14 protein-coding genes and 6 rRNA genes are annotated in these 21344 nt (G+C 59.0%); 17 read left to right on the top strand and 3 right to left on the bottom strand.

Annotation, left to right across the window (positions count from 1 at the left end):
• Position 1 precedes the first annotated feature (1 nt).
• Genes RI444_RS19675 through RI444_RS19660 form a run of 4 tightly spaced genes read left to right on the top strand, consistent with a single transcriptional unit; the run spans position 2 to position 4092 of the window.
• A complete protein-coding gene (locus tag RI444_RS19675) occupies positions 2 to 1114 on the top strand; it encodes a FecCD family ABC transporter permease (protein WP_410510792.1) in 1113 nt (370 codons plus the stop codon).
• A complete protein-coding gene (locus RI444_RS19670; RefSeq protein ID WP_069696339.1) occupies positions 1111 to 2217 on the top strand; it encodes a FecCD family ABC transporter permease in 1107 nt (368 codons plus the stop codon). Before RI444_RS19675 ends, RI444_RS19670 begins: the two co-directional genes overlap by 4 nt.
• 1 nt (position 2218) lies before the next feature.
• Positions 2219 to 3043, top strand: coding sequence for an ABC transporter ATP-binding protein (locus RI444_RS19665; protein ID WP_062098316.1), 825 nt, complete (start codon positions 2219 to 2221; stop codon positions 3041 to 3043).
• Positions 3040 to 4092, top strand: a complete 1053-nt coding sequence (locus RI444_RS19660; protein ID WP_062098314.1) for a siderophore-interacting protein — start codon at positions 3040 to 3042, stop codon at positions 4090 to 4092. The genes RI444_RS19665 and RI444_RS19660 overlap by 4 nt, the downstream gene beginning before the upstream one ends.
• A 71-nt stretch (positions 4093 to 4163) precedes the next feature.
• On the opposite strand, the gene RI444_RS19655 is transcribed toward RI444_RS19660, so the two are convergent.
• The gene (locus RI444_RS19655) at positions 4164 to 4451 is read right to left on the bottom strand and encodes a YciI family protein (protein ID WP_021474715.1); all 288 of its coding nucleotides are present in this window, start codon (positions 4449 to 4451) and stop codon (positions 4164 to 4166) included.
• Between the two features lie 67 nt (positions 4452 to 4518).
• Here RI444_RS19655 and RI444_RS19650 point away from each other — a divergent pair, with 67 nt between their 5' ends.
• From RI444_RS19650 to rpsN, 5 genes are all read left to right on the top strand, one after another.
• Positions 4519 to 4998: a MarR family winged helix-turn-helix transcriptional regulator gene (locus RI444_RS19650; RefSeq protein WP_031217354.1), complete on the top strand. Its 480-nt coding sequence runs from the start codon at positions 4519 to 4521 to the stop codon at positions 4996 to 4998.
• A 49-nt stretch (positions 4999 to 5047) separates the two neighbouring features.
• A complete protein-coding gene (locus RI444_RS19645; RefSeq protein WP_207605441.1) occupies positions 5048 to 5818 on the top strand; it encodes an SGNH/GDSL hydrolase family protein in 771 nt (256 codons plus the stop codon).
• A gap of 317 nt (positions 5819 to 6135) precedes the next feature.
• Positions 6136 to 6372: a 50S ribosomal protein L28 gene (gene rpmB / locus RI444_RS19640; RefSeq protein ID WP_021474712.1), complete on the top strand. Its 237-nt coding sequence runs from the start codon at positions 6136 to 6138 to the stop codon at positions 6370 to 6372.
• A complete protein-coding gene (gene rpmG / locus RI444_RS19635) occupies positions 6372 to 6539 on the top strand; it encodes a 50S ribosomal protein L33 (RefSeq protein WP_003798558.1) in 168 nt (55 codons plus the stop codon). Before rpmB ends, rpmG begins: the two co-directional genes overlap by 1 nt.
• A gap of 4 nt (positions 6540 to 6543) precedes the next feature.
• Positions 6544 to 6849: a 30S ribosomal protein S14 gene (rpsN, locus tag RI444_RS19630; protein ID WP_021474711.1), complete on the top strand. Its 306-nt coding sequence runs from the start codon at positions 6544 to 6546 to the stop codon at positions 6847 to 6849.
• A 216-nt stretch (positions 6850 to 7065) separates the two neighbouring features.
• Here rpsN and RI444_RS19625 read toward each other — a convergent pair whose 3' ends face one another.
• Positions 7066 to 7473 (bottom strand): hypothetical protein, encoded by a 408-nt coding sequence (locus RI444_RS19625; protein WP_156784029.1) that lies wholly within the window; start codon positions 7471 to 7473, stop codon positions 7066 to 7068.
• A gap of 105 nt (positions 7474 to 7578) precedes the next feature.
• On the opposite strand from RI444_RS19625, the gene RI444_RS19620 reads away from it, so the two are divergent.
• The 3 genes from RI444_RS19620 (at position 7579) to rrf (RI444_RS19610) (ending at position 13083) form a co-directional block, all read left to right on the top strand.
• Positions 7579 to 9107, top strand: a 16S ribosomal RNA gene (locus tag RI444_RS19620).
• A gap of 558 nt (positions 9108 to 9665) precedes the next feature.
• Positions 9666 to 12826, top strand: a 23S ribosomal RNA gene (locus tag RI444_RS19615).
• Between the two features lie 140 nt (positions 12827 to 12966).
• Positions 12967 to 13083, top strand: a 5S ribosomal RNA gene (gene rrf / locus RI444_RS19610).
• Positions 13084 to 13265: 182 nt separating this feature from the next.
• Here the strand turns inward: rrf (RI444_RS19610) and RI444_RS19605 are convergent.
• Positions 13266 to 13850, bottom strand: a complete 585-nt coding sequence (locus RI444_RS19605) for an HhH-GPD-type base excision DNA repair protein (RefSeq protein WP_071416089.1) — start codon at positions 13848 to 13850, stop codon at positions 13266 to 13268.
• A 697-nt stretch (positions 13851 to 14547) separates the two neighbouring features.
• Here RI444_RS19605 and RI444_RS19600 point away from each other — a divergent pair.
• From RI444_RS19600 to RI444_RS19580, 5 genes are all read left to right on the top strand, one after another.
• A 16S ribosomal RNA gene (locus RI444_RS19600) occupies positions 14548 to 16076 on the top strand.
• 558 nt (positions 16077 to 16634) lie between these two features.
• Positions 16635 to 19795, top strand: a 23S ribosomal RNA gene (locus RI444_RS19595).
• Positions 19796 to 19935: 140 nt separating this feature from the next.
• A 5S ribosomal RNA gene (rrf, locus tag RI444_RS19590) occupies positions 19936 to 20052 on the top strand.
• Together the 16S, 23S and 5S rRNA genes form the textbook arrangement of a ribosomal RNA operon.
• 85 nt (positions 20053 to 20137) lie before the next feature.
• On the top strand, positions 20138 to 20701 hold the full coding sequence (locus tag RI444_RS19585) for a GNAT family N-acetyltransferase (protein ID WP_179011631.1): 564 nt from the start codon (positions 20138 to 20140) through the stop codon (positions 20699 to 20701).
• Between the two features lie 214 nt (positions 20702 to 20915).
• Entirely contained in the window at positions 20916 to 21203 is a 288-nt protein-coding gene (locus RI444_RS19580; RefSeq protein ID WP_011776355.1) for an HU family DNA-binding protein, read from the top strand.
• Positions 21204 to 21344 lie beyond the last annotated feature (141 nt).

The raw sequence follows: 21344 nt of genomic DNA, 5'->3' as shown, positions 1-21344 counted from the left end.
AGTGAAGTTGAGCACGACGACGGCGGCTCCCGTGGAGCGGGTTGGTGGCACTTCGGCGCCTGGTAACCAGCGAGGGATCGCTCCCGGCAGCAACGCGACCGCTCCAAACGGTCCGCGAATGGCAGGCAAGCGCACCGCCTTGCTGCTGCTCGCCGTCGTCGTGCTTGCTGCTGCGTGCGCCGCGTCTTTGGCGATCGGCGCACGCGGGCTTCCCCTTTCAACCATTTGGGAAGCTGTCACCACCTTCAATCCGCAGGACGGCGACCACGCCGTGGTCATCGCCCGGATTCCGCGTACGGTGCTGGGCCTGCTGGCGGGGGCCGCTTTGGGCCTGGCCGGCGCTGCCATGCAGGGCGTTGCCCGCAACCCGTTGGCCGATCCCGGCATCCTGGGCCTCAACGCCGGTGCTGCACTGGCGGTGGTAGTGGGCATCTACGTCTTTGGCATCACGTCGCTGACCGGCTACATCTGGTTCGCTTTCGTCGGAGCCGCAGCGGCCGCCATCGTGGTCTACGCCATCGCCTCCCGCGGCCGTGATGGTGCGACGCCGGTCAAGCTCGCCCTGGCAGGCGCGGCGCTGAGTGCCGGGTTGTTTTCGCTGATGAACGTCATCCTGGTCTCCAGCCAGGACACCCTGGACCGCTTCCGTTTCTGGCAGGTGGGCAGCATCGGCGGCCGTGACTGGTCGGTTCTCCTTCCGGCACTGCCGTTCCTGCTCATCGGTGCTTTGGTGGTGGTGGCGGGCGGGCGTGTCCTGAACGGCCTGGCCTTGGGAGATGACGTCGCACGCGGACTCGGCCAGAACGTTGGCCTTTCGCGCGGAATCATCGGACTGGGAATCGTTTTGCTGTGCGGGTCGGCCACGGCCCTGGCCGGTCCCATCGGGTTCCTGGGCCTCGTTGTGCCGCATGCCATCCGATCACTGACCGGGCCGGACTACCGCTGGATCCTGCCGTTCTGCATGGTGTCCGCACCCATCCTGCTCATCGCCGCCGACGTCATTGGCCGTGTCATCCTTCTTCCGGGTGAAGTCCCCGCAGGCATCATGACCGCCTTGGTGGGCGCACCCGTCTTTGTCTGGCTCATCCGCCGGGGCAAGGCGGCCGGACTATGAGGACACTCCACAAGCTCCCCACCGAGTTGGCAGTTAATGCCAATCCTTCGCCCAAACACCCTCATCAATTGTCATTTCGGCGGGTCCGGAGCCGCACGTTCGTCCTTGCCCTCGCGCTGCTGGTGATGTTTGCGGTGTACGTGCTCCTGGGCAGCTACACGGTGACGATCCCCGACTTCTTCACGATCGTCATCAACCACCTCACCGGCGGCGAAAAGATCCCCGGCGCCAGCTTCATCGTCATGGAACACAAACTGCCGCGTGCAGCGGTGGGTACATTGATCGGCGTCGCGTTCGGCCTTGCGGGCGCCCTGTTCCAGACCATGCTCCGGAACCCCCTCGCCAGCCCGGACATCATCGGCATCAGCTACGGGGCGAGCGCCGCCGCTGTCACGGCGATCGTGATCTTCGGAGCCTCGGGTGCCGTGGTATCCGCAGCGGCCTTGGGCGGGGCGCTCGGCGTGGCTGCCATCATCTACGCCATCTCACGGAGTGCGGGAAATGGCGGCGGCAACCGAGGCAATGCGGCAGGCAACCGCCTCATCCTCGCAGGGGTGGGCATCGCCGCCGCACTGCACGCCGTAGTGAACTTCCTGATGACCCGCGCGGACATTCGCACGGCAGCGGACGCACTCGTTTGGCTTAACGGATCCCTTAATTCCGCCAATTGGGAACGCGCCGGAATCCTGGCCGCGGCCTTACTGGTGCTCATTCCGGCAGCGATGTTCCTCTCCGGCCCCCTGCGCATGCTGGAACTCGGCGATGATGCCGCAGCAGGGCTCGGAATCAGGGTCAACGCCACCCGGCTGGGACTTGTGGTCACCGCCGTCGCGCTGTCCGCCGTCGCAACCGCAGCCGCAGGTCCCGTAGCGTTCGTTGCTTTCCTGGCCGGACCGATTTCCCGCCGCTTCGTCCGCAAGCCCAGCCTTCCGGCGTCGGCCCTCACAGGTGCGCTGATTGTGCTCGCGGCCGACTTCTTCGCCTCCAACATCGCACCGTTGATCCTCGATGGAACCGTCCTGCCGGTGGGCGTCATTTCCGGCGCACTCGGTGCACCGTTCCTCCTGTGGCTCCTCGTCACGTCGAACCGAAAGGAAGCCTGACATGGCCCTCCTTAATGCCAAGGACCTGACGCTCCAGTATGAGCAGCGCAAGGTGGTGGAAGGACTTTCCACGGAGATTCCCGAAGGTAAAGTGACCATGATCGTCGGGGCGAATGCCTGCGGCAAGTCCACTCTGCTGCGGGGGCTGTCACGGCTCCTGAAGCCGGCCGGTGGCGCCGTCACCCTGGACGGCAAGGACATCCACGCCCGTCCCGCCCGCGAACTTGCCCGCACGCTCGGCCTGCTGCCCCAGCACCCCACCGCTCCTGACGGCATCACCGTCCGGGACCTCGTGGGACGTGGCCGGTACCCGCACCAAGGCCTCTTCCGCAGTTGGAGCGCCAACGACGACGCCGCAGTGCAGCGCGCGCTCGAGGCGACCGCAACGCTGGAGCTCGCAGAACGCTGCGTCGACGAACTGTCCGGCGGCCAGCGCCAACGCGTGTGGATCGCCATGGCGCTGGCCCAGGAGACCGAAGTCCTGCTGCTCGACGAGCCCACCACCTACCTGGACCTCGCCCATCAAGTGGAAGTCCTGGACCTGGTGACCGACCTCAACCGCACCCGCAATACCACCGTGGCGATCGTGCTTCACGACCTCAACCTCGCTGCACGCTATGCGGACCACGTGATCGCCATGAAGGGCGGTTGCATCGTGGCCGAAGGTCCCGCCTCCGCGGTGGTCACCGAGGAACTGGTGCACACCGTTTTCGGCCTGGACTCCCGTGTGGTCCAGGACCCCATCTCCGGCACACCCCTGATCGTTCCGATCGGACGCCATCACGCCCAGCCCGCTACAACCAACCAACTGGAGATCGCCTCATGAGTGCACACCCCACCCAGGCCACAGCGAGTGCCGTGGAGCCGATGACGCTGGCGTTCGATGTCACGGTCAGCGCTGTTCAGGAACTCAGCCCCAACTTCCGGCGCATCACGTTCGGCGGCTACTCCCTGCGCAAGTTTGGCGTAGCCGGGGACACCCTGGATCTCCGCGTGAAACTGATGATCCCGTCCATGGACGCAGCGGGACAACCGATCCCGTTGCCCGAATTCACCATGGAAGAGGCCGGCTGGTACAAGGAATGGCTGGCCATGGACCCCGCTGTCCGAGGTTCGATGCGCACCTACACCGTCCGCTCGGAGCGCCTTGATGCCGTGTACCCGGAGATCGACATTGACTTCGTCATGCACTTTGACGATTCCGGCCATGGCGGGCCAGCCGCGAACTGGGCCTTGGCCGCCAAACCGGGGGACACCCTCACCATCATCGGCCCCAACAACCGGGCCGCCCAGTGCACCACGGCCGGCGCGTACGGAGGCATCGAGTGGCGGCCGGGCCTCGCCCAGCGTGTCCTCCTCGCCGGCGACGAAACAGCAGTCCCGGCCATCAGCGCGATCCTCGAAAGCCTTCCGGCCGACATCACCGGGCATGCTTTCCTTGAAGTGCCCTCTGCCGCGGACTTCCAGGAGATCAGCACGCCGGCAAATGTCGAGATCACCTGGCTCGCCCGCGGCGCATCCATCGGACGCTCGCGTCCCCACGGGGAACTCCTCAAAGCGGCCGTCGCCAAGGCTGTTCCCGTTCCCGGCTGGGTGGGTTTGAAGGGCGCCGAAACCGCCGCCGGTCCCGAGCCGGAGGAGGTCAACGTGGACCAGGACATCCTGTGGGAAACCCCGCAAAGACTGGATGCCGCGGCCATCGAAGCCACCAAGAACCCCACGCTGCCGGCCGGTGCGTTGCCCTTCTACGCCTGGATTGCGGGGGAAGCGTTCGTGATCAAGGAAATGCGGAGGTACCTGGTGCGCGACGTCGGCATTGACCGTAAGCAGGTAGCTTTCATGGGCTACTGGCGGCGCGGCAAAGCCGAAGGCTGACCCTCTGTCACATCCCGCGCGTTTTCCGGCGTTCCTCTGTCAGGTCCCGCGCGTTTTCCGGCGTTCCTCTGTCAGGAATCCAGCAGGTTCTCGTAGCCGTCCGCCACGGTGGTGGCGTTGAATTCGATGATTTCAAAATCCGCCACTCCGTTGCTGTAGAACGGGTCCTTCGCCAGGGATTCATCCAAAGTTGCCCTGTCCACGTTGGAGAGCAGGACTCCGCCAACTGCCGGGACGCGACGTCCGGACGCTACGAACACACCGCCGTCGAACGCTTCCTTAAGCCAGGCCATATGGCCTGGCCGGTGGAAGTCCACAATCTCGTCGGGAACCCTGTAGGTCAGTGACACAACAAACATGCCGTCAGCCTACCGTTTCGGGACTGCGCGGACGGGGGAGGTGACGGATTCTCCTAAGATTGAAGCCATGACTGAACCGCGCTGGCTTAACGCTGAGGAACGCCGGGCTTGGCTGGCCCTCCTGAGCATCAACACCCTTCTTCCGTCAGCGTTGGACACGCAGCTGCAGTCCGCCGGAAAGCTGTCCCTTTTCGATTACAACGTTTTGGCCATGCTCTCCGAGGCTGAGGGCCGCTACCTTCCGATGAGCGAACTCGCTGCCCGCACGAGTGCTTCTTTGTCCCGCCTTTCACACGTGGTGACCAAACTGCAGAAGCGCGGCTGGGTTGAGCGCGAGGCGCACCCCGGTGATGCCCGGGTAACTGTTGCCCACCTGACAGAGGCGGGGATGGACACCATCGTTTCGCTGGCGCCCGGACACGTTGAATCTGTCCGCACGCTGATGCTGGACTCGCTGACCCCCGACGACGTGGCGGACCTGGCGCGCATCGGTGAGAAGATCGTGGCCCGGCTCGACAACAACCACTGGATCCTCCGCGATTCCTAGCAGCCTGCCGGCTTTGTTGGGCCGAGCCTTCGGGTGGCAGACTGGCGGCATGGATTTTTCTGCCCGTTATGTTGCCCTTGGAGACTCCTTCACCGAGGGCGTCGGAGACGCTGACTCCTCGCGCCCCAACGGAGTGCGCGGATGGGCCGACATCATGGCCGGTCAGCTGGCCCAGAGCAATGAGGGCTTCGGGTACGCCAATCTCGCTATCCGCGGCAAGAAACTGCGCCAGATCATGGCAGAGCAGGTGGATGCCGCCGTCGAACTTAAACCCACGTTGGTGACCCTGTACGCAGGGGCGAACGACATCCTGCGTCCCAAGATCGACATTGACTCGCTTTTGCAGGATTACGACGCCGGAATCGCCAAGTTAAGCGCGACGGGCGCAACAGTGGTTCTCTTCACGGGCTTCGATGCCAAGGGTTCCAAGGTCTTCGGCGCCATGCGCGGGCGCACGGCGATCTACAACGAACTGGTTCGCGAAATTGCCGAAAACTACGGGGCCCTGCTGGTGGACTACTGGCGATTCGACGAATACGACGACTGGCGCATGTGGGACACGGACCGCATGCACATGTCCACTGCCGGTCACCTGAACATGGCCAAAAGAGTGCTTGATGTCCTTGAACACGAGCACGTCATCGACGTTCCGGAACCCGCGCCGCAGCGGCTGCTCAGCCGTGCCGAAACATTGCGTGAAAACGCCCGGTGGGTTCGTGAGTTCGCTACGCCCTGGGTTGTCCGGCGGGTTCGGGGAACGTCGTCCGGCGACGGGCTGAGCCCCAAGTACCCTGCGCTGGTCCGGCCTGATTGGTCTTAATTTGGTGCTGCCCGTAGAATAGTTAGGCGCTAGGTAGTGCGGAGCGTGTGCAATTGCTCCGGTTGGCGGTAAATGTTGGTCTGACCAGCATCCCGTGGGCCGGTAGTTAGGGGCTCAAGTTGCGTGCATCCCTGTATTCGCCCAGTATCCCAGGATCTGAAGCAGTGATTTTCACTGCCCTGTTCTGAGGCCAACCTTCTTCGCCGCGTTACTGCGGAATCCATCGGGCTGGTTCGGACTGGACGCGGACGCTGCCTGTCGCACGGTACTGCAGGAAGACCCTGCACGCCGTTACATTCAAACTTTGGAGGAGAGTCATGGCAGCACACTGCCAAGTGACCGGAGCCGAGCCGGGCTTTGGACACAGCATTTCGCACTCGCACCGCCGCAACAAGCGCCGGTTCGATCCGAACATTCAGAAGAAGCGTTACTGGGTTCCTTCCCTGCGCCGCAACGTCACCCTGACGCTGTCCGCAAAGGGCATCAAGGTAATTGACGCTCGCGGCATCGACGCGGTCGTCGCCGACATCCTGGCACGAGGAGTGAAGCTCTAATGGCAAAGGACAAGGACGTACGTCCCATCATCAAGCTGAAGTCCACTGCGGGCACCGGCTACACCTACGTGACGCGCAAGAACCGTCGTAACGACCCCGACCGTCTGGTCCTGAAGAAGTACGACCCCAAGATCCGCCAGCACGTCGAATTCCGAGAGGAGCGCTAAACACATGGCTAAGAAGTCCAAGATTGCTCGTAATGAGCAGCGCAAGGTCATCGTTGAGCGCTACGCTGCCAAGCGCCTCGAGCTGAAGAAGACCCTGGTTGACCCCAACGCGTCTGACGAAGCCCGCGAAGCTGCACGCCTCGGCCTGCAGAAGCTGCCCCGCAACGCCTCCCCGATCCGTCTGCGTAACCGCGACCAGATCGACGGCCGTCCCCGCGGCACCTTCCAGAAGTTCGGTATCTCCCGCGTTCGCTTCCGCGACATGGCTCACAAGGGTGAGCTGCCGGGTATCACCAAGTCTTCCTGGTAAGCACCAAGCTCGTCCAAAGAGGCCGGTAACCGTCATGGTTGCCGGCCTCTTTGGCGTTTAAGCGGCGGTTTAGGGGTTGCTCTATCACGTCCCGTCGGTTTCCCCGGGTTGCTCTATCACGTCCTGTCGGGTTTCCCGGGTTGCTCTATCACGTCCTGTCGGGTTTCCCGGGTTGCTCTATCACCGGGCGTTCAGGGCCGGGGTAGGTGATGGGCTTCACATGGGTGCAATCTCGCTGTGCGAGGCTGTTTTCACGCCGCTTCCCTTGTGTTCCAGGGGTTTTGGAGGGGTCTCGGTGCCGATTTGTTTCGGGGGTTGGGGGTGTGTAAAGTTATTCGAGTTGCCGCCGCTGATGCGGGTTTGACGGTGACTTTCTCCCTTTCGAATGGCCGGTTTCCGGTGGTGCTTTGGTGCGCTGTTGGTGCTGGTGGGGGGTTCCGGGCTGGTTTGCTTTGTGTGGCTGGTTCGGGTAAGTTTGAAAAGTTGCTCCGGAGCGATCTGCTGGCCGTTGTGGTTGGTGGTGGTACTGCTTTGGATTAGTGACCTGTTGTTTGAGAACTCAATAGTGTGCCAAGTTTGTTGATACCGATTGTTTTTTGATTGGTTGAATTTTTGCCGGGCCATTGCGCACCCCCGTGTGTGGTGGTTTGGTTTTCAGCTGGTTTCAGATTTGCAGCTGCTTCTTGCCGTGATTTCCGGTGGGGGTGGTTGTGTTTCGTTTTTTGTTTTTGAACGGAGAGTTTGATCCTGGCTCAGGATGAACGCTGGCGGCGTGCTTAACACATGCAAGTCGAACGATGATCCGGTGCTTGCGCCGGGGATTAGTGGCGAACGGGTGAGTAACACGTGAGTAACCTGCCCTTGACTCTGGGATAAGCCTGGGAAACTGGGTCTAATACCGGATATGACTCCTCATCGCATGGTGGGGGGTGGAAAGCTTTTTGTGGTTTTGGATGGACTCGCGGCCTATCAGCTTGTTGGTGGGGTAATGGCCTACCAAGGCGACGACGGGTAGCCGGCCTGAGAGGGTGACCGGCCACACTGGGACTGAGACACGGCCCAGACTCCTACGGGAGGCAGCAGTGGGGAATATTGCACAATGGGCGAAAGCCTGATGCAGCGACGCCGCGTGAGGGATGACGGCCTTCGGGTTGTAAACCTCTTTCAGTAGGGAAGAAGCCCTCTTTGGGGGTGACGGTACTTGCAGAAGAAGCGCCGGCTAACTACGTGCCAGCAGCCGCGGTAATACGTAGGGCGCAAGCGTTATCCGGAATTATTGGGCGTAAAGAGCTCGTAGGCGGTTTGTCGCGTCTGCTGTGAAAGACCGGGGCTCAACTCCGGTTCTGCAGTGGGTACGGGCAGACTAGAGTGCAGTAGGGGAGACTGGAATTCCTGGTGTAGCGGTGAAATGCGCAGATATCAGGAGGAACACCGATGGCGAAGGCAGGTCTCTGGGCTGTAACTGACGCTGAGGAGCGAAAGCATGGGGAGCGAACAGGATTAGATACCCTGGTAGTCCATGCCGTAAACGTTGGGCACTAGGTGTGGGGGACATTCCACGTTTTCCGCGCCGTAGCTAACGCATTAAGTGCCCCGCCTGGGGAGTACGGCCGCAAGGCTAAAACTCAAAGGAATTGACGGGGGCCCGCACAAGCGGCGGAGCATGCGGATTAATTCGATGCAACGCGAAGAACCTTACCAAGGCTTGACATGGACCGGAAAGACCTGGAAACAGGTGCCCCGCTTGCGGCCGGTTTACAGGTGGTGCATGGTTGTCGTCAGCTCGTGTCGTGAGATGTTGGGTTAAGTCCCGCAACGAGCGCAACCCTCGTTCTATGTTGCCAGCGGTTCGGCCGGGGACTCATAGGAGACTGCCGGGGTCAACTCGGAGGAAGGTGGGGACGACGTCAAATCATCATGCCCCTTATGTCTTGGGCTTCACGCATGCTACAATGGCCGGTACAAAGGGTTGCGATACTGTGAGGTGGAGCTAATCCCAAAAAGCCGGTCTCAGTTCGGATTGGGGTCTGCAACTCGACCCCATGAAGTCGGAGTCGCTAGTAATCGCAGATCAGCAACGCTGCGGTGAATACGTTCCCGGGCCTTGTACACACCGCCCGTCAAGTCACGAAAGTTGGTAACACCCGAAGCCGGTGGCCTAACCCTTGTGGGGGGAGCCGTCGAAGGTGGGACCGGCGATTGGGACTAAGTCGTAACAAGGTAGCCGTACCGGAAGGTGCGGCTGGATCACCTCCTTTCTAAGGAGCTGCTAACGGCGTCCGGGTCTGCCTGCATGGGCGGGTTCCGGGGTTGTCAGTGTTGCCCATTGCGCAGGCGTCTGTTCTGCGGTGGGTGCTCATGGGTGGAATATCAGCAAATCAAGTTTTTTGGCATGGCCTGTTGGTGGTGGTGTCCTGGCGTGAGTACGGCGGCCCTCTTTTCGCACTTTTGTGTGTGGGGGGTTGTTGGGAAAGCGGTCCGGGGTGTTGGTTGCCGGGTTGTGTTTGGCGCACTGTTGGGTCCTGAGGCAACAGGGCCTTTTTGCAGCAATGCAGGGAATCCTTGGTGTTTCTTGTTGTTCCTGCGGCCGGCACCCCCTCGTGTTTGTGTGGGGTGGGTGTGGTTGACGGGGTTGTTGTTTGAGAACTACATAGTGGACGCGAGCATCTGGACACATGGTCCTGCACTCTTTTGGGGGTGTGGGTTGTGTGTTCTAGCAATTTCTTTGATGAATGAACCTGGCCCTTTTGTGGTCGTGGTTCTCTCGAATTGATTGAGTGCATCAGCCGCAGCCTGTTTGGGTTGTGGTTTTGTGTGGTCAAGTTTTTAAGGGCGCACGGTGGATGCCTTGGCATTAGGAGCCGAAGAAGGACGTAGGAATCTGCGATAAGCCTGGGGGAGTTGATAACCGAGCGGTGATCCCAGGATGTCCGAATGGGGAAACCCCGCACAACGCTGCAAGGTGATTGTGTGACCCGTGCCTGAATTCATAGGGTGCGTGGGGGGAACGCGGGGAAGTGAAACATCTCAGTACCCGCAGGAAGAGAAAACAAGAGTGATTCCGTTAGTAGTGGCGAGCGAACGCGGATGAGGCTAAACCGTTCCATGTGTGATAGCCGGCGGGCGTTGCGTGGGCGGGGTTGTGGGACTTTCCGTGCTGGTTCTGCCGGACCGGTGGGGTGTGGGTGTGCGTATAGGTGAACGGTCTTGAAAGGCCGGCCAGAGAGGGTGTGAGTCCCGTAACCGTAATGTGTGGCACCGCCTTTGGAGAGGATCCCAAGTAGCACGGGGCCCGAGAAATCCCGTGTGAATCTGTCAGGACCACCTGATAAGCCTAAATACTTCCTAATGACCGATAGCGGACCAGTACCGTGAGGGAAAGGTGAAAAGTACCCCGGGAGGGGAGTGAAACAGTACCTGAAACCGTGTGCTTACAATCCGTCAGAGCATCTGCAGCCCTTCGGGGTTGTATGGGTGTGATGGCGTGCCTTTTGAAGAATGAGCCTGCGAGTTAGTGTTACGTCGCGAGGTTAACCCGTGTGGGGAAGCCGTAGCGAAAGCGAGTCTGAACAGGGCGTGTTCAGTGGCGTGATCTAGACCCGAAGCGGAGTGATCTACCCATGGCCAGGTTGAAGCGACGGTAAGACGTCGTGGAGGACCGAACCCACTTCAGTTGAAAATGGAGGGGATGAGCTGTGGGTAGGGGTGAAAGGCCAATCAAACTCCGTGATAGCTGGTTCTCCCCGAAATGCATTTAGGTGCAGCGTTGCGTGTTTCTTGCCGGAGGTAGAGCTACTGGATGGCCGATGGGCCCTACAAGGTTACTGACGTCAGCCAAACTCCGAATGCCGGTAAGTCAGAGCGCAGCAGTGAGACTGTGGGGGATAAGCTTCATAGTCGAGAGGGAAACAGCCCAGACCACCAACTAAGGCCCCTAAGCGTGTGCTAAGTGGGAAAGGATGTGGAGTTGCTTAGACAACCAGGAGGTTGGCTTAGAAGCAGCCATCCTTGAAAGAGTGCGTAATAGCTCACTGGTCAAGTGATTCCGCGCCGACAATGTAGCGGGGCTCAAGTACACCGCCGAAGTTGTGGCATTCACGCATTACCCTAGCCTTCGTGGTTCAGGGGTGTGGATGGGTAGGGGAGCGTCGTGTGGGCGGTGAAGTCGCGGTGTAAACCAGCGGTGGAGCCTACACGAGTGAGAATGCAGGCATGAGTAGCGAAAGACGGGTGAGAAACCCGTCCGCCGAATGATCAAGGGTTCCAGGGTCAAGCTAATCTGCCCTGGGTAAGTCGGGACCTAAGGCGAGGCCGACAGGCGTAGTCGATGGACAACGGGTTGATATTCCCGTACCGGCGAAAAACCGCCCATGTTGAACGGGGGATACTAACCACCGCCGGTCTTTCTTGTTGCGCCACTTGTGGTGTGATGGTTGGGCTGGTGCTGGGACCTGATCCCGGGAGGCAAGCGTATTAACAGGTGTGACGCAGGAAGGTAGCCGGGCCGGGCGATGGTAGCCCCGGTCCAAGGATGTAGGGTCAGGGATAGGCAAATCCGTTCCTGTGTGTTTCGAGCACGATCCTGAGATCTGATGGGACCCCCGCATGGGGGGATCCGGTGATCCTATGCTGCCTAGAAAAGCATCGACGCGAGGTTTTAGCCGCCCGTACCCCAAACCGACACAGGTGATCAGGTAGAGAATACCAAGGCGATCGAGAGAATTATGGTTAAGGAACTCGGCAAAATGCCCCCGTAACTTCGGGAGAAGGGGGGCCTGCCCCGTGATACAGACTTGCTTTGTGGAGCGGGTGTGGGCCGCAGAGACCAGGGGGAAGCGACTGTTTACTAAAAACACAGGTCCGTGCGAAGTCGCAAGACGATGTATACGGACTGACTCCTGCCCGGTGCTGGAAGGTTAAGAGGACCGGTTAGCCCCTTGCGGGCGAAGCTGGGAATTTAAGCCCCAGTAAACGGCGGTGGTAACTATAACCATCCTAAGGTAGCGAAATTCCTTGTCGGGTAAGTTCCGACCTGCACGAATGGAGTAACGACTTCCCCGCTGTCTCAACCATAAACTCGGCGAAATTGCAGTACGAGTAAAGATGCTCGTTACGCGCAGCAGGACGGAAAGACCCCGAGACCTTTACTATAGTTTGGTATTGGTGTTCGGAGTGGCTTGTGTAGGATAGGTGGGAGACGTTGAAACCCGGACGCCAGTTCGGGTGGAGTCATCGTTGAAATACCACTCTGGTCACTTTGGACATCTAACTTCGGCCCGTGATCCGGGTCAGGGACAGTGCCTGATGGGTAGTTTAACTGGGGCGGTTGCCTCCTAAAAAGTAACGGAGGCGCCCAAAGGTTCCCTCAGCCTGGTTGGCAATCAGGTGTCGAGTGTAAGTGCACAAGGGAGCTTGACTGTGAGAGAGACATCTCAAGCAGGGACGAAAGTCGGGACTAGTGATCCGGCGGTACATTGTGGAATGGCCGTCGCTCAACGGATAAAAGGTACCTCGGGGATAACAGGCTGATCTTGCCCAAGAGTCCATATCGACGGCATGGTTTGGCACCTCGATGTCGGCTCGTCGCATCCTGGGGCTGGAGTAGGTCCCAAGGGTTGGGCTGTTCGCCCATTAAAGCGGTACGCGAGCTGGGTTTAGAACGTCGTGAGACAGTTCGGTCCCTATCCGCTGCGCGCGCAGGAAATTTGAGAAGGGCTGTCCTTAGTACGAGAGGACCGGGACGGACGAACCTCTGGTGTGTCAGTTGTACTGCCAAGTGCACCGCTGATTAGCTACGTTCGGATGGGATAACCGCTGAAAGCATCTAAGCGGGAAGCTCGCTTCAAGATGAGATTTCCAAACACATTATGTGTGAGAGGCCCCCAGCCAGACCACTGGGTTGATAGGCCGGATGTGGAAGCGAGGACTAAAGACTCGTGAAGCTGACCGGTACTAATAGGCCAACAACTTACACCACACACAACACACTGCACGCGTCCACTATGTGGTTCCCAACCAACAACCCGGGAACAACAACACAACAACACAACTAAACAAGCACCACAGTTGTAACCACACACACTTCCCACCCCCACACAGGGGGACGGGTAACAAGGTTACGGCGGTCATAGCGTGGGGGAAACGCCCGGTCCCATTCCGAACCCGGAAGCTAAGACCCACAGCGCCGATGGTACTGCACCCGGGAGGGTGTGGGAGAGTAGGACACCGCCGGACAACCATTAGGTCGAGACCCCCCAACCCACACGGGTCGGGGGGTCTCCCACATCAACCACCAAAACACCACGTATTTGCAGGACACCCGTGGGTTCAGCTGCGGCGCTGCCCAGTCCTCTGTCTCGTGTTTTTAACGACTATGGCCCCGCCGCATGCGGGGCCATAGTCGTATAAACCGAAAGTCAGCCTTTCGCGGCTTTGGCCGCTGCCTTGGCGGCTTGCTTGCTTGCACGGACTTTTACCAAGGACTCCGGGTCCAGTATGTCTGCCACGGAAAGGTACGAGCCTTCCTCGCCGTAATGGCCGGCGGCTTCCCTCCAGCCCTCCGCTTGGAGGCCGCACTGCTTTCCGAGTAGTGCCAGGAAGATCTTCGCTTTCTGGTCTCCGAAACCCGGTAGTGCCTTCAGCCTTCGCAGCACCTCGGGACCATCCGGGTCGTCCTTACTCCAGATGGCAGAAGCGTCGCCGTCCCACTCGCTGTAGACGGTGCGTGCGAGGTCCTGGACTCGGCCCGCCATTGAACCCGGGAACCGATGTACGGCAGGTGTTTCCTTGAACACTTCCACGAATCCGGCAGGATCAAAGTCGGCAATCACAGCTGGATCCAAAGACCCTACCCGGGAGCGGATCTTCGCAGGACCAGCAAATGCTGATTCCATGGTCACTTGCTGATCGAGCAGCATCCCCACCAACAGCGCAAAAGCATCATCACTCAACAATTTGTCAGCAACCGGATCCCCGGTGATACGCAACTCCATGCCGCCCATCCTCCCACCAGTCCCCTCCAAGTGACACAAGAAGTCGATCGAGGGAGTTTCCGTATGGGTCGCGTCGGGGCCTGTGAGTTTCCTGGCCATGCCTTAGACGGGCGCCCGGACGCGGGAGATCACCTGGCTGCGAGTTCGTGTCGGCCCGGGCTTTCTCCACCGAACAGGCAGCTTGAGCTGCCTCTGCGTTGTCTTCCGGGCGGAGGGCCCGACGGGCAAAGGGGCGGGCACTACGGGATACATGGTGGAAGCCGGCCCATACGCGTAGGGGTCGGTAGGAGCGTGGTGCCCAATGAACGTGCCTACAGGGGCCCTCGTTTGGCTGTTTGGGGGTGGATTTGCGTTGGGGGTTGGGGGCGTGTATTGTTTTCTGAGTCGCCGGGAGCGAAACGGAAAGCCGGAAGGTGTGTACGGTTCGGGCAGGCGGTCAAAAATAACTCTTCTTTTCCAATGGCCCTGGTTGGGTTGCGCTGCTGTGTGTGGTGTGGCTTCGGGGTGATGTTTTGGAGGGTCTGTTGTTTGAGAACTCAATAGTGTGCCAAGTTTGTTGATACCGATTGTTTTTTGATTGGTTGAATTTTTGCCGGGCCATTGCGCACCCCCGTGTGTGGTGGTTTGGTTTTCAGCTGGTTTCAGATTTGCAGCTGCTTCTTGCCGTGATTTCCGGTGGGGGTGGTTGTGTTTCGTTTTTTGTTTTTGAACGGAGAGTTTGATCCTGGCTCAGGATGAACGCTGGCGGCGTGCTTAACACATGCAAGTCGAACGATGATCCGGTGCTTGCGCCGGGGATTAGTGGCGAACGGGTGAGTAACACGTGAGTAACCTGCCCTTGACTCTGGGATAAGCCTGGGAAACTGGGTCTAATACCGGATATGACTCCTCATCGCATGGTGGGGGGTGGAAAGCTTTTTGTGGTTTTGGATGGACTCGCGGCCTATCAGCTTGTTGGTGGGGTAATGGCCTACCAAGGCGACGACGGGTAGCCGGCCTGAGAGGGTGACCGGCCACACTGGGACTGAGACACGGCCCAGACTCCTACGGGAGGCAGCAGTGGGGAATATTGCACAATGGGCGAAAGCCTGATGCAGCGACGCCGCGTGAGGGATGACGGCCTTCGGGTTGTAAACCTCTTTCAGTAGGGAAGAAGCCCTCTTTGGGGGTGACGGTACTTGCAGAAGAAGCGCCGGCTAACTACGTGCCAGCAGCCGCGGTAATACGTAGGGCGCAAGCGTTATCCGGAATTATTGGGCGTAAAGAGCTCGTAGGCGGTTTGTCGCGTCTGCTGTGAAAGACCGGGGCTCAACTCCGGTTCTGCAGTGGGTACGGGCAGACTAGAGTGCAGTAGGGGAGACTGGAATTCCTGGTGTAGCGGTGAAATGCGCAGATATCAGGAGGAACACCGATGGCGAAGGCAGGTCTCTGGGCTGTAACTGACGCTGAGGAGCGAAAGCATGGGGAGCGAACAGGATTAGATACCCTGGTAGTCCATGCCGTAAACGTTGGGCACTAGGTGTGGGGGACATTCCACGTTTTCCGCGCCGTAGCTAACGCATTAAGTGCCCCGCCTGGGGAGTACGGCCGCAAGGCTAAAACTCAAAGGAATTGACGGGGGCCCGCACAAGCGGCGGAGCATGCGGATTAATTCGATGCAACGCGAAGAACCTTACCAAGGCTTGACATGGACCGGAAAGACCTGGAAACAGGTGCCCCGCTTGCGGCCGGTTTACAGGTGGTGCATGGTTGTCGTCAGCTCGTGTCGTGAGATGTTGGGTTAAGTCCCGCAACGAGCGCAACCCTCGTTCTATGTTGCCAGCGGTTCGGCCGGGGACTCATAGGAGACTGCCGGGGTCAACTCGGAGGAAGGTGGGGACGACGTCAAATCATCATGCCCCTTATGTCTTGGGCTTCACGCATGCTACAATGGCCGGTACAAAGGGTTGCGATACTGTGAGGTGGAGCTAATCCCAAAAAGCCGGTCTCAGTTCGGATTGGGGTCTGCAACTCGACCCCATGAAGTCGGAGTCGCTAGTAATCGCAGATCAGCAACGCTGCGGTGAATACGTTCCCGGGCCTTGTACACACCGCCCGTCAAGTCACGAAAGTTGGTAACACCCGAAGCCGGTGGCCTAACCCTTGTGGGGGGAGCCGTCGAAGGTGGGACCGGCGATTGGGACTAAGTCGTAACAAGGTAGCCGTACCGGAAGGTGCGGCTGGATCACCTCCTTTCTAAGGAGCTGCTAACGGCGTCCGGGTCTGCCTGCATGGGCGGGTTCCGGGGTTGTCAGTGTTGCCCATTGCGCAGGCGTCTGTTCTGCGGTGGGTGCTCATGGGTGGAATATCAGCAAATCAAGTTTTTTGGCATGGCCTGTTGGTGGTGGTGTCCTGGCGTGAGTACGGCGGCCCTCTTTTCGCACTTTTGTGTGTGGGGGGTTGTTGGGAAAGCGGTCCGGGGTGTTGGTTGCCGGGTTGTGTTTGGCGCACTGTTGGGTCCTGAGGCAACAGGGCCTTTTTGCAGCAATGCAGGGAATCCTTGGTGTTTCTTGTTGTTCCTGCGGCCGGCACCCCCTCGTGTTTGTGTGGGGTGGGTGTGGTTGACGGGGTTGTTGTTTGAGAACTACATAGTGGACGCGAGCATCTGGACACATGGTCCTGCACTCTTTTGGGGGTGTGGGTTGTGTGTTCTAGCAATTTCTTTGATGAATGAACCTGGCCCTTTTGTGGTCGTGGTTCTCTCGAATTGATTGAGTGCATCAGCCGCAGCCTGTTTGGGTTGTGGTTTTGTGTGGTCAAGTTTTTAAGGGCGCACGGTGGATGCCTTGGCATTAGGAGCCGAAGAAGGACGTAGGAATCTGCGATAAGCCTGGGGGAGTTGATAACCGAGCGGTGATCCCAGGATGTCCGAATGGGGAAACCCCGCACAACGCTGCAAGGTGATTGTGTGACCCGTGCCTGAATTCATAGGGTGCGTGGGGGGAACGCGGGGAAGTGAAACATCTCAGTACCCGCAGGAAGAGAAAACAAGAGTGATTCCGTTAGTAGTGGCGAGCGAACGCGGATGAGGCTAAACCGTTCCATGTGTGATAGCCGGCGGGCGTTGCGTGGGCGGGGTTGTGGGACTTTCCGTGCTGGTTCTGCCGGACCGGTGGGGTGTGGGTGTGCGTATAGGTGAACGGTCTTGAAAGGCCGGCCAGAGAGGGTGTGAGTCCCGTAACCGTAATGTGTGGCACCGCCTTTGGAGAGGATCCCAAGTAGCACGGGGCCCGAGAAATCCCGTGTGAATCTGTCAGGACCACCTGATAAGCCTAAATACTTCCTAATGACCGATAGCGGACCAGTACCGTGAGGGAAAGGTGAAAAGTACCCCGGGAGGGGAGTGAAACAGTACCTGAAACCGTGTGCTTACAATCCGTCAGAGCATCTGCAGCCCTTCGGGGTTGTATGGGTGTGATGGCGTGCCTTTTGAAGAATGAGCCTGCGAGTTAGTGTTACGTCGCGAGGTTAACCCGTGTGGGGAAGCCGTAGCGAAAGCGAGTCTGAACAGGGCGTGTTCAGTGGCGTGATCTAGACCCGAAGCGGAGTGATCTACCCATGGCCAGGTTGAAGCGACGGTAAGACGTCGTGGAGGACCGAACCCACTTCAGTTGAAAATGGAGGGGATGAGCTGTGGGTAGGGGTGAAAGGCCAATCAAACTCCGTGATAGCTGGTTCTCCCCGAAATGCATTTAGGTGCAGCGTTGCGTGTTTCTTGCCGGAGGTAGAGCTACTGGATGGCCGATGGGCCCTACAAGGTTACTGACGTCAGCCAAACTCCGAATGCCGGTAAGTCAGAGCGCAGCAGTGAGACTGTGGGGGATAAGCTTCATAGTCGAGAGGGAAACAGCCCAGACCACCAACTAAGGCCCCTAAGCGTGTGCTAAGTGGGAAAGGATGTGGAGTTGCTTAGACAACCAGGAGGTTGGCTTAGAAGCAGCCATCCTTGAAAGAGTGCGTAATAGCTCACTGGTCAAGTGATTCCGCGCCGACAATGTAGCGGGGCTCAAGTACACCGCCGAAGTTGTGGCATTCACGCATTACCCTAGCCTTCGTGGTTCAGGGGTGTGGATGGGTAGGGGAGCGTCGTGTGGGCGGTGAAGTCGCGGTGTAAACCAGCGGTGGAGCCTACACGAGTGAGAATGCAGGCATGAGTAGCGAAAGACGGGTGAGAAACCCGTCCGCCGAATGATCAAGGGTTCCAGGGTCAAGCTAATCTGCCCTGGGTAAGTCGGGACCTAAGGCGAGGCCGACAGGCGTAGTCGATGGACAACGGGTTGATATTCCCGTACCGGCGAAAAACCGCCCATGTTGAACGGGGGATACTAACCACCGCCGGTCTTTCTTGTTGCGCCACTTGTGGTGTGATGGTTGGGCTGGTGCTGGGACCTGATCCCGGGAGGCAAGCGTATTAACAGGTGTGACGCAGGAAGGTAGCCGGGCCGGGCGATGGTAGCCCCGGTCCAAGGATGTAGGGTCAGGGATAGGCAAATCCGTTCCTGTGTGTTTCGAGCACGATCCTGAGATCTGATGGGACCCCCGCATGGGGGGATCCGGTGATCCTATGCTGCCTAGAAAAGCATCGACGCGAGGTTTTAGCCGCCCGTACCCCAAACCGACACAGGTGATCAGGTAGAGAATACCAAGGCGATCGAGAGAATTATGGTTAAGGAACTCGGCAAAATGCCCCCGTAACTTCGGGAGAAGGGGGGCCTGCCCCGTGATACAGACTTGCTTTGTGGAGCGGGTGTGGGCCGCAGAGACCAGGGGGAAGCGACTGTTTACTAAAAACACAGGTCCGTGCGAAGTCGCAAGACGATGTATACGGACTGACTCCTGCCCGGTGCTGGAAGGTTAAGAGGACCGGTTAGCCCCTTGCGGGCGAAGCTGGGAATTTAAGCCCCAGTAAACGGCGGTGGTAACTATAACCATCCTAAGGTAGCGAAATTCCTTGTCGGGTAAGTTCCGACCTGCACGAATGGAGTAACGACTTCCCCGCTGTCTCAACCATAAACTCGGCGAAATTGCAGTACGAGTAAAGATGCTCGTTACGCGCAGCAGGACGGAAAGACCCCGAGACCTTTACTATAGTTTGGTATTGGTGTTCGGAGTGGCTTGTGTAGGATAGGTGGGAGACGTTGAAACCCGGACGCCAGTTCGGGTGGAGTCATCGTTGAAATACCACTCTGGTCACTTTGGACATCTAACTTCGGCCCGTGATCCGGGTCAGGGACAGTGCCTGATGGGTAGTTTAACTGGGGCGGTTGCCTCCTAAAAAGTAACGGAGGCGCCCAAAGGTTCCCTCAGCCTGGTTGGCAATCAGGTGTCGAGTGTAAGTGCACAAGGGAGCTTGACTGTGAGAGAGACATCTCAAGCAGGGACGAAAGTCGGGACTAGTGATCCGGCGGTACATTGTGGAATGGCCGTCGCTCAACGGATAAAAGGTACCTCGGGGATAACAGGCTGATCTTGCCCAAGAGTCCATATCGACGGCATGGTTTGGCACCTCGATGTCGGCTCGTCGCATCCTGGGGCTGGAGTAGGTCCCAAGGGTTGGGCTGTTCGCCCATTAAAGCGGTACGCGAGCTGGGTTTAGAACGTCGTGAGACAGTTCGGTCCCTATCCGCTGCGCGCGCAGGAAATTTGAGAAGGGCTGTCCTTAGTACGAGAGGACCGGGACGGACGAACCTCTGGTGTGTCAGTTGTACTGCCAAGTGCACCGCTGATTAGCTACGTTCGGATGGGATAACCGCTGAAAGCATCTAAGCGGGAAGCTCGCTTCAAGATGAGATTTCCAAACACATTATGTGTGAGAGGCCCCCAGCCAGACCACTGGGTTGATAGGCCGGATGTGGAAGCGAGGACTAAAGACTCGTGAAGCTGACCGGTACTAATAGGCCAACAACTTACACCACACACAACACACTGCACGCGTCCACTATGTGGTTCCCAACCAACAACCCGGGAACAACAACACAACAACACAACTAAACAAGCACCACAGTTGTAACCACACACACTTCCCACCCCCACACAGGGGGACGGGTAACAAGGTTACGGCGGTCATAGCGTGGGGGAAACGCCCGGTCCCATTCCGAACCCGGAAGCTAAGACCCACAGCGCCGATGGTACTGCACCCGGGAGGGTGTGGGAGAGTAGGACACCGCCGGACAACCATTAGGTCGAGACCCCCCAACCCACACGGGTCGGGGGGTCTCCCACATCAACCACCAAAACACCACGGGTAGAGTCACAGGATGCACCTCAGCAGAATCCTGGACCTGAATTTGCAGCCTGCGGGCGCAGCTCGGCTCGCAATCCGGCCTTTGGCTTTGGCTGACGCTGCATTGCTAGCGGATGCCTATACGCGGAACGCCAGCCATCTGGCCCCGTGGGAGCCTCTGCGTGAGGATTTGTTTTTCACCGTCCAAGGTCAACGCACTTCCATTCTTGGAAAGTTGGCGCAGTTCGAATCGGGTACTGAGGTGCCGTGGGTCATCCTTGCAGGAGAACGCGTCGTGGGCACAGTCACGTTGACAGGCATTGTTCGAGGCCCCTTCCAGAATGCCCATGTGGGGTACTGGGTCGACCGGACCCTGACGGGGCAGGGCGTGGCAGGGGCTGCGCTCAAGGCCGTTCTGGAAATGGCAGGCGAAGGTCTGGGTCTTCATCGTGTTCAGGCGGCAGTCCTTGGCAACAACGGTCCTTCCAGGGCGGTCCTCAAACGGGCAGGCTTTGAGGAGATCGGGTTGGCACGGTCCTATTTGAAGATCGCCGGCCGCTGGCAGGATCACATTCTGTATCAACGTATTCTGCCTTGACGGCCCGGCAGCAGGCTCTTATTTGTGGCCGTAGGGTACGGCATGAAGCGTTCTGAGCTCCAAAAACCCCGAAAAACCGGTGATTTCGGTCAAAAAAGCGCGGAAACACGCGGAATTTGCTGGCCAACAGTGTCCAAGCTGGTAAGTTTTCGAGCAGTGGCTTGCTCGCGTTCCGCTTGCCGGCTCAAAAACGTATTAGTCCAGGAGGACGTAAATGGCTAAGAACCGTAGTGAACTCGTTGCAGAGGTAGCAGGCAAGGCCGGCACCAGCCAGGCAGCCGTCAACTCCGTGCTCGATGCACTGTTCGAAGTTTTCGAGACTTCTGTTGCTGCAGGCGAGAAGATCACCATCCCGGGCTGGCTCGCAGTTGAGCGCACCGACCGCGCAGCACGCACCGGCCGTAACCCGCAGACCGGCGAAACGATCCAGATCGCAGCCGGCCACAGCGTCAAGCTGACCGCAGGCTCCAAGCTGAAGGCTGCTGTCGCCAAGAAGAAGTAGTCAAACACTTCGGCGAACGCCCGGAAGGGGTGGCAACGTAAGGTTGCCACCCCTTCTGCTTTTAAGTGGTGCTTATCCCACTTCCCCTCCCCAGAGGCTTCCCGATTCGCAGCCCGGGGGTGGGTGTCGGACAATGGATAG

This window comes from Paenarthrobacter sp. AT5 (genome assembly GCF_032764245.1).
Lineage (GTDB): Bacteria > Actinomycetota > Actinomycetes > Actinomycetales > Micrococcaceae > Arthrobacter > Arthrobacter ureafaciens.
This window is presented reverse-complemented; position numbering and strand designations above follow the sequence as displayed.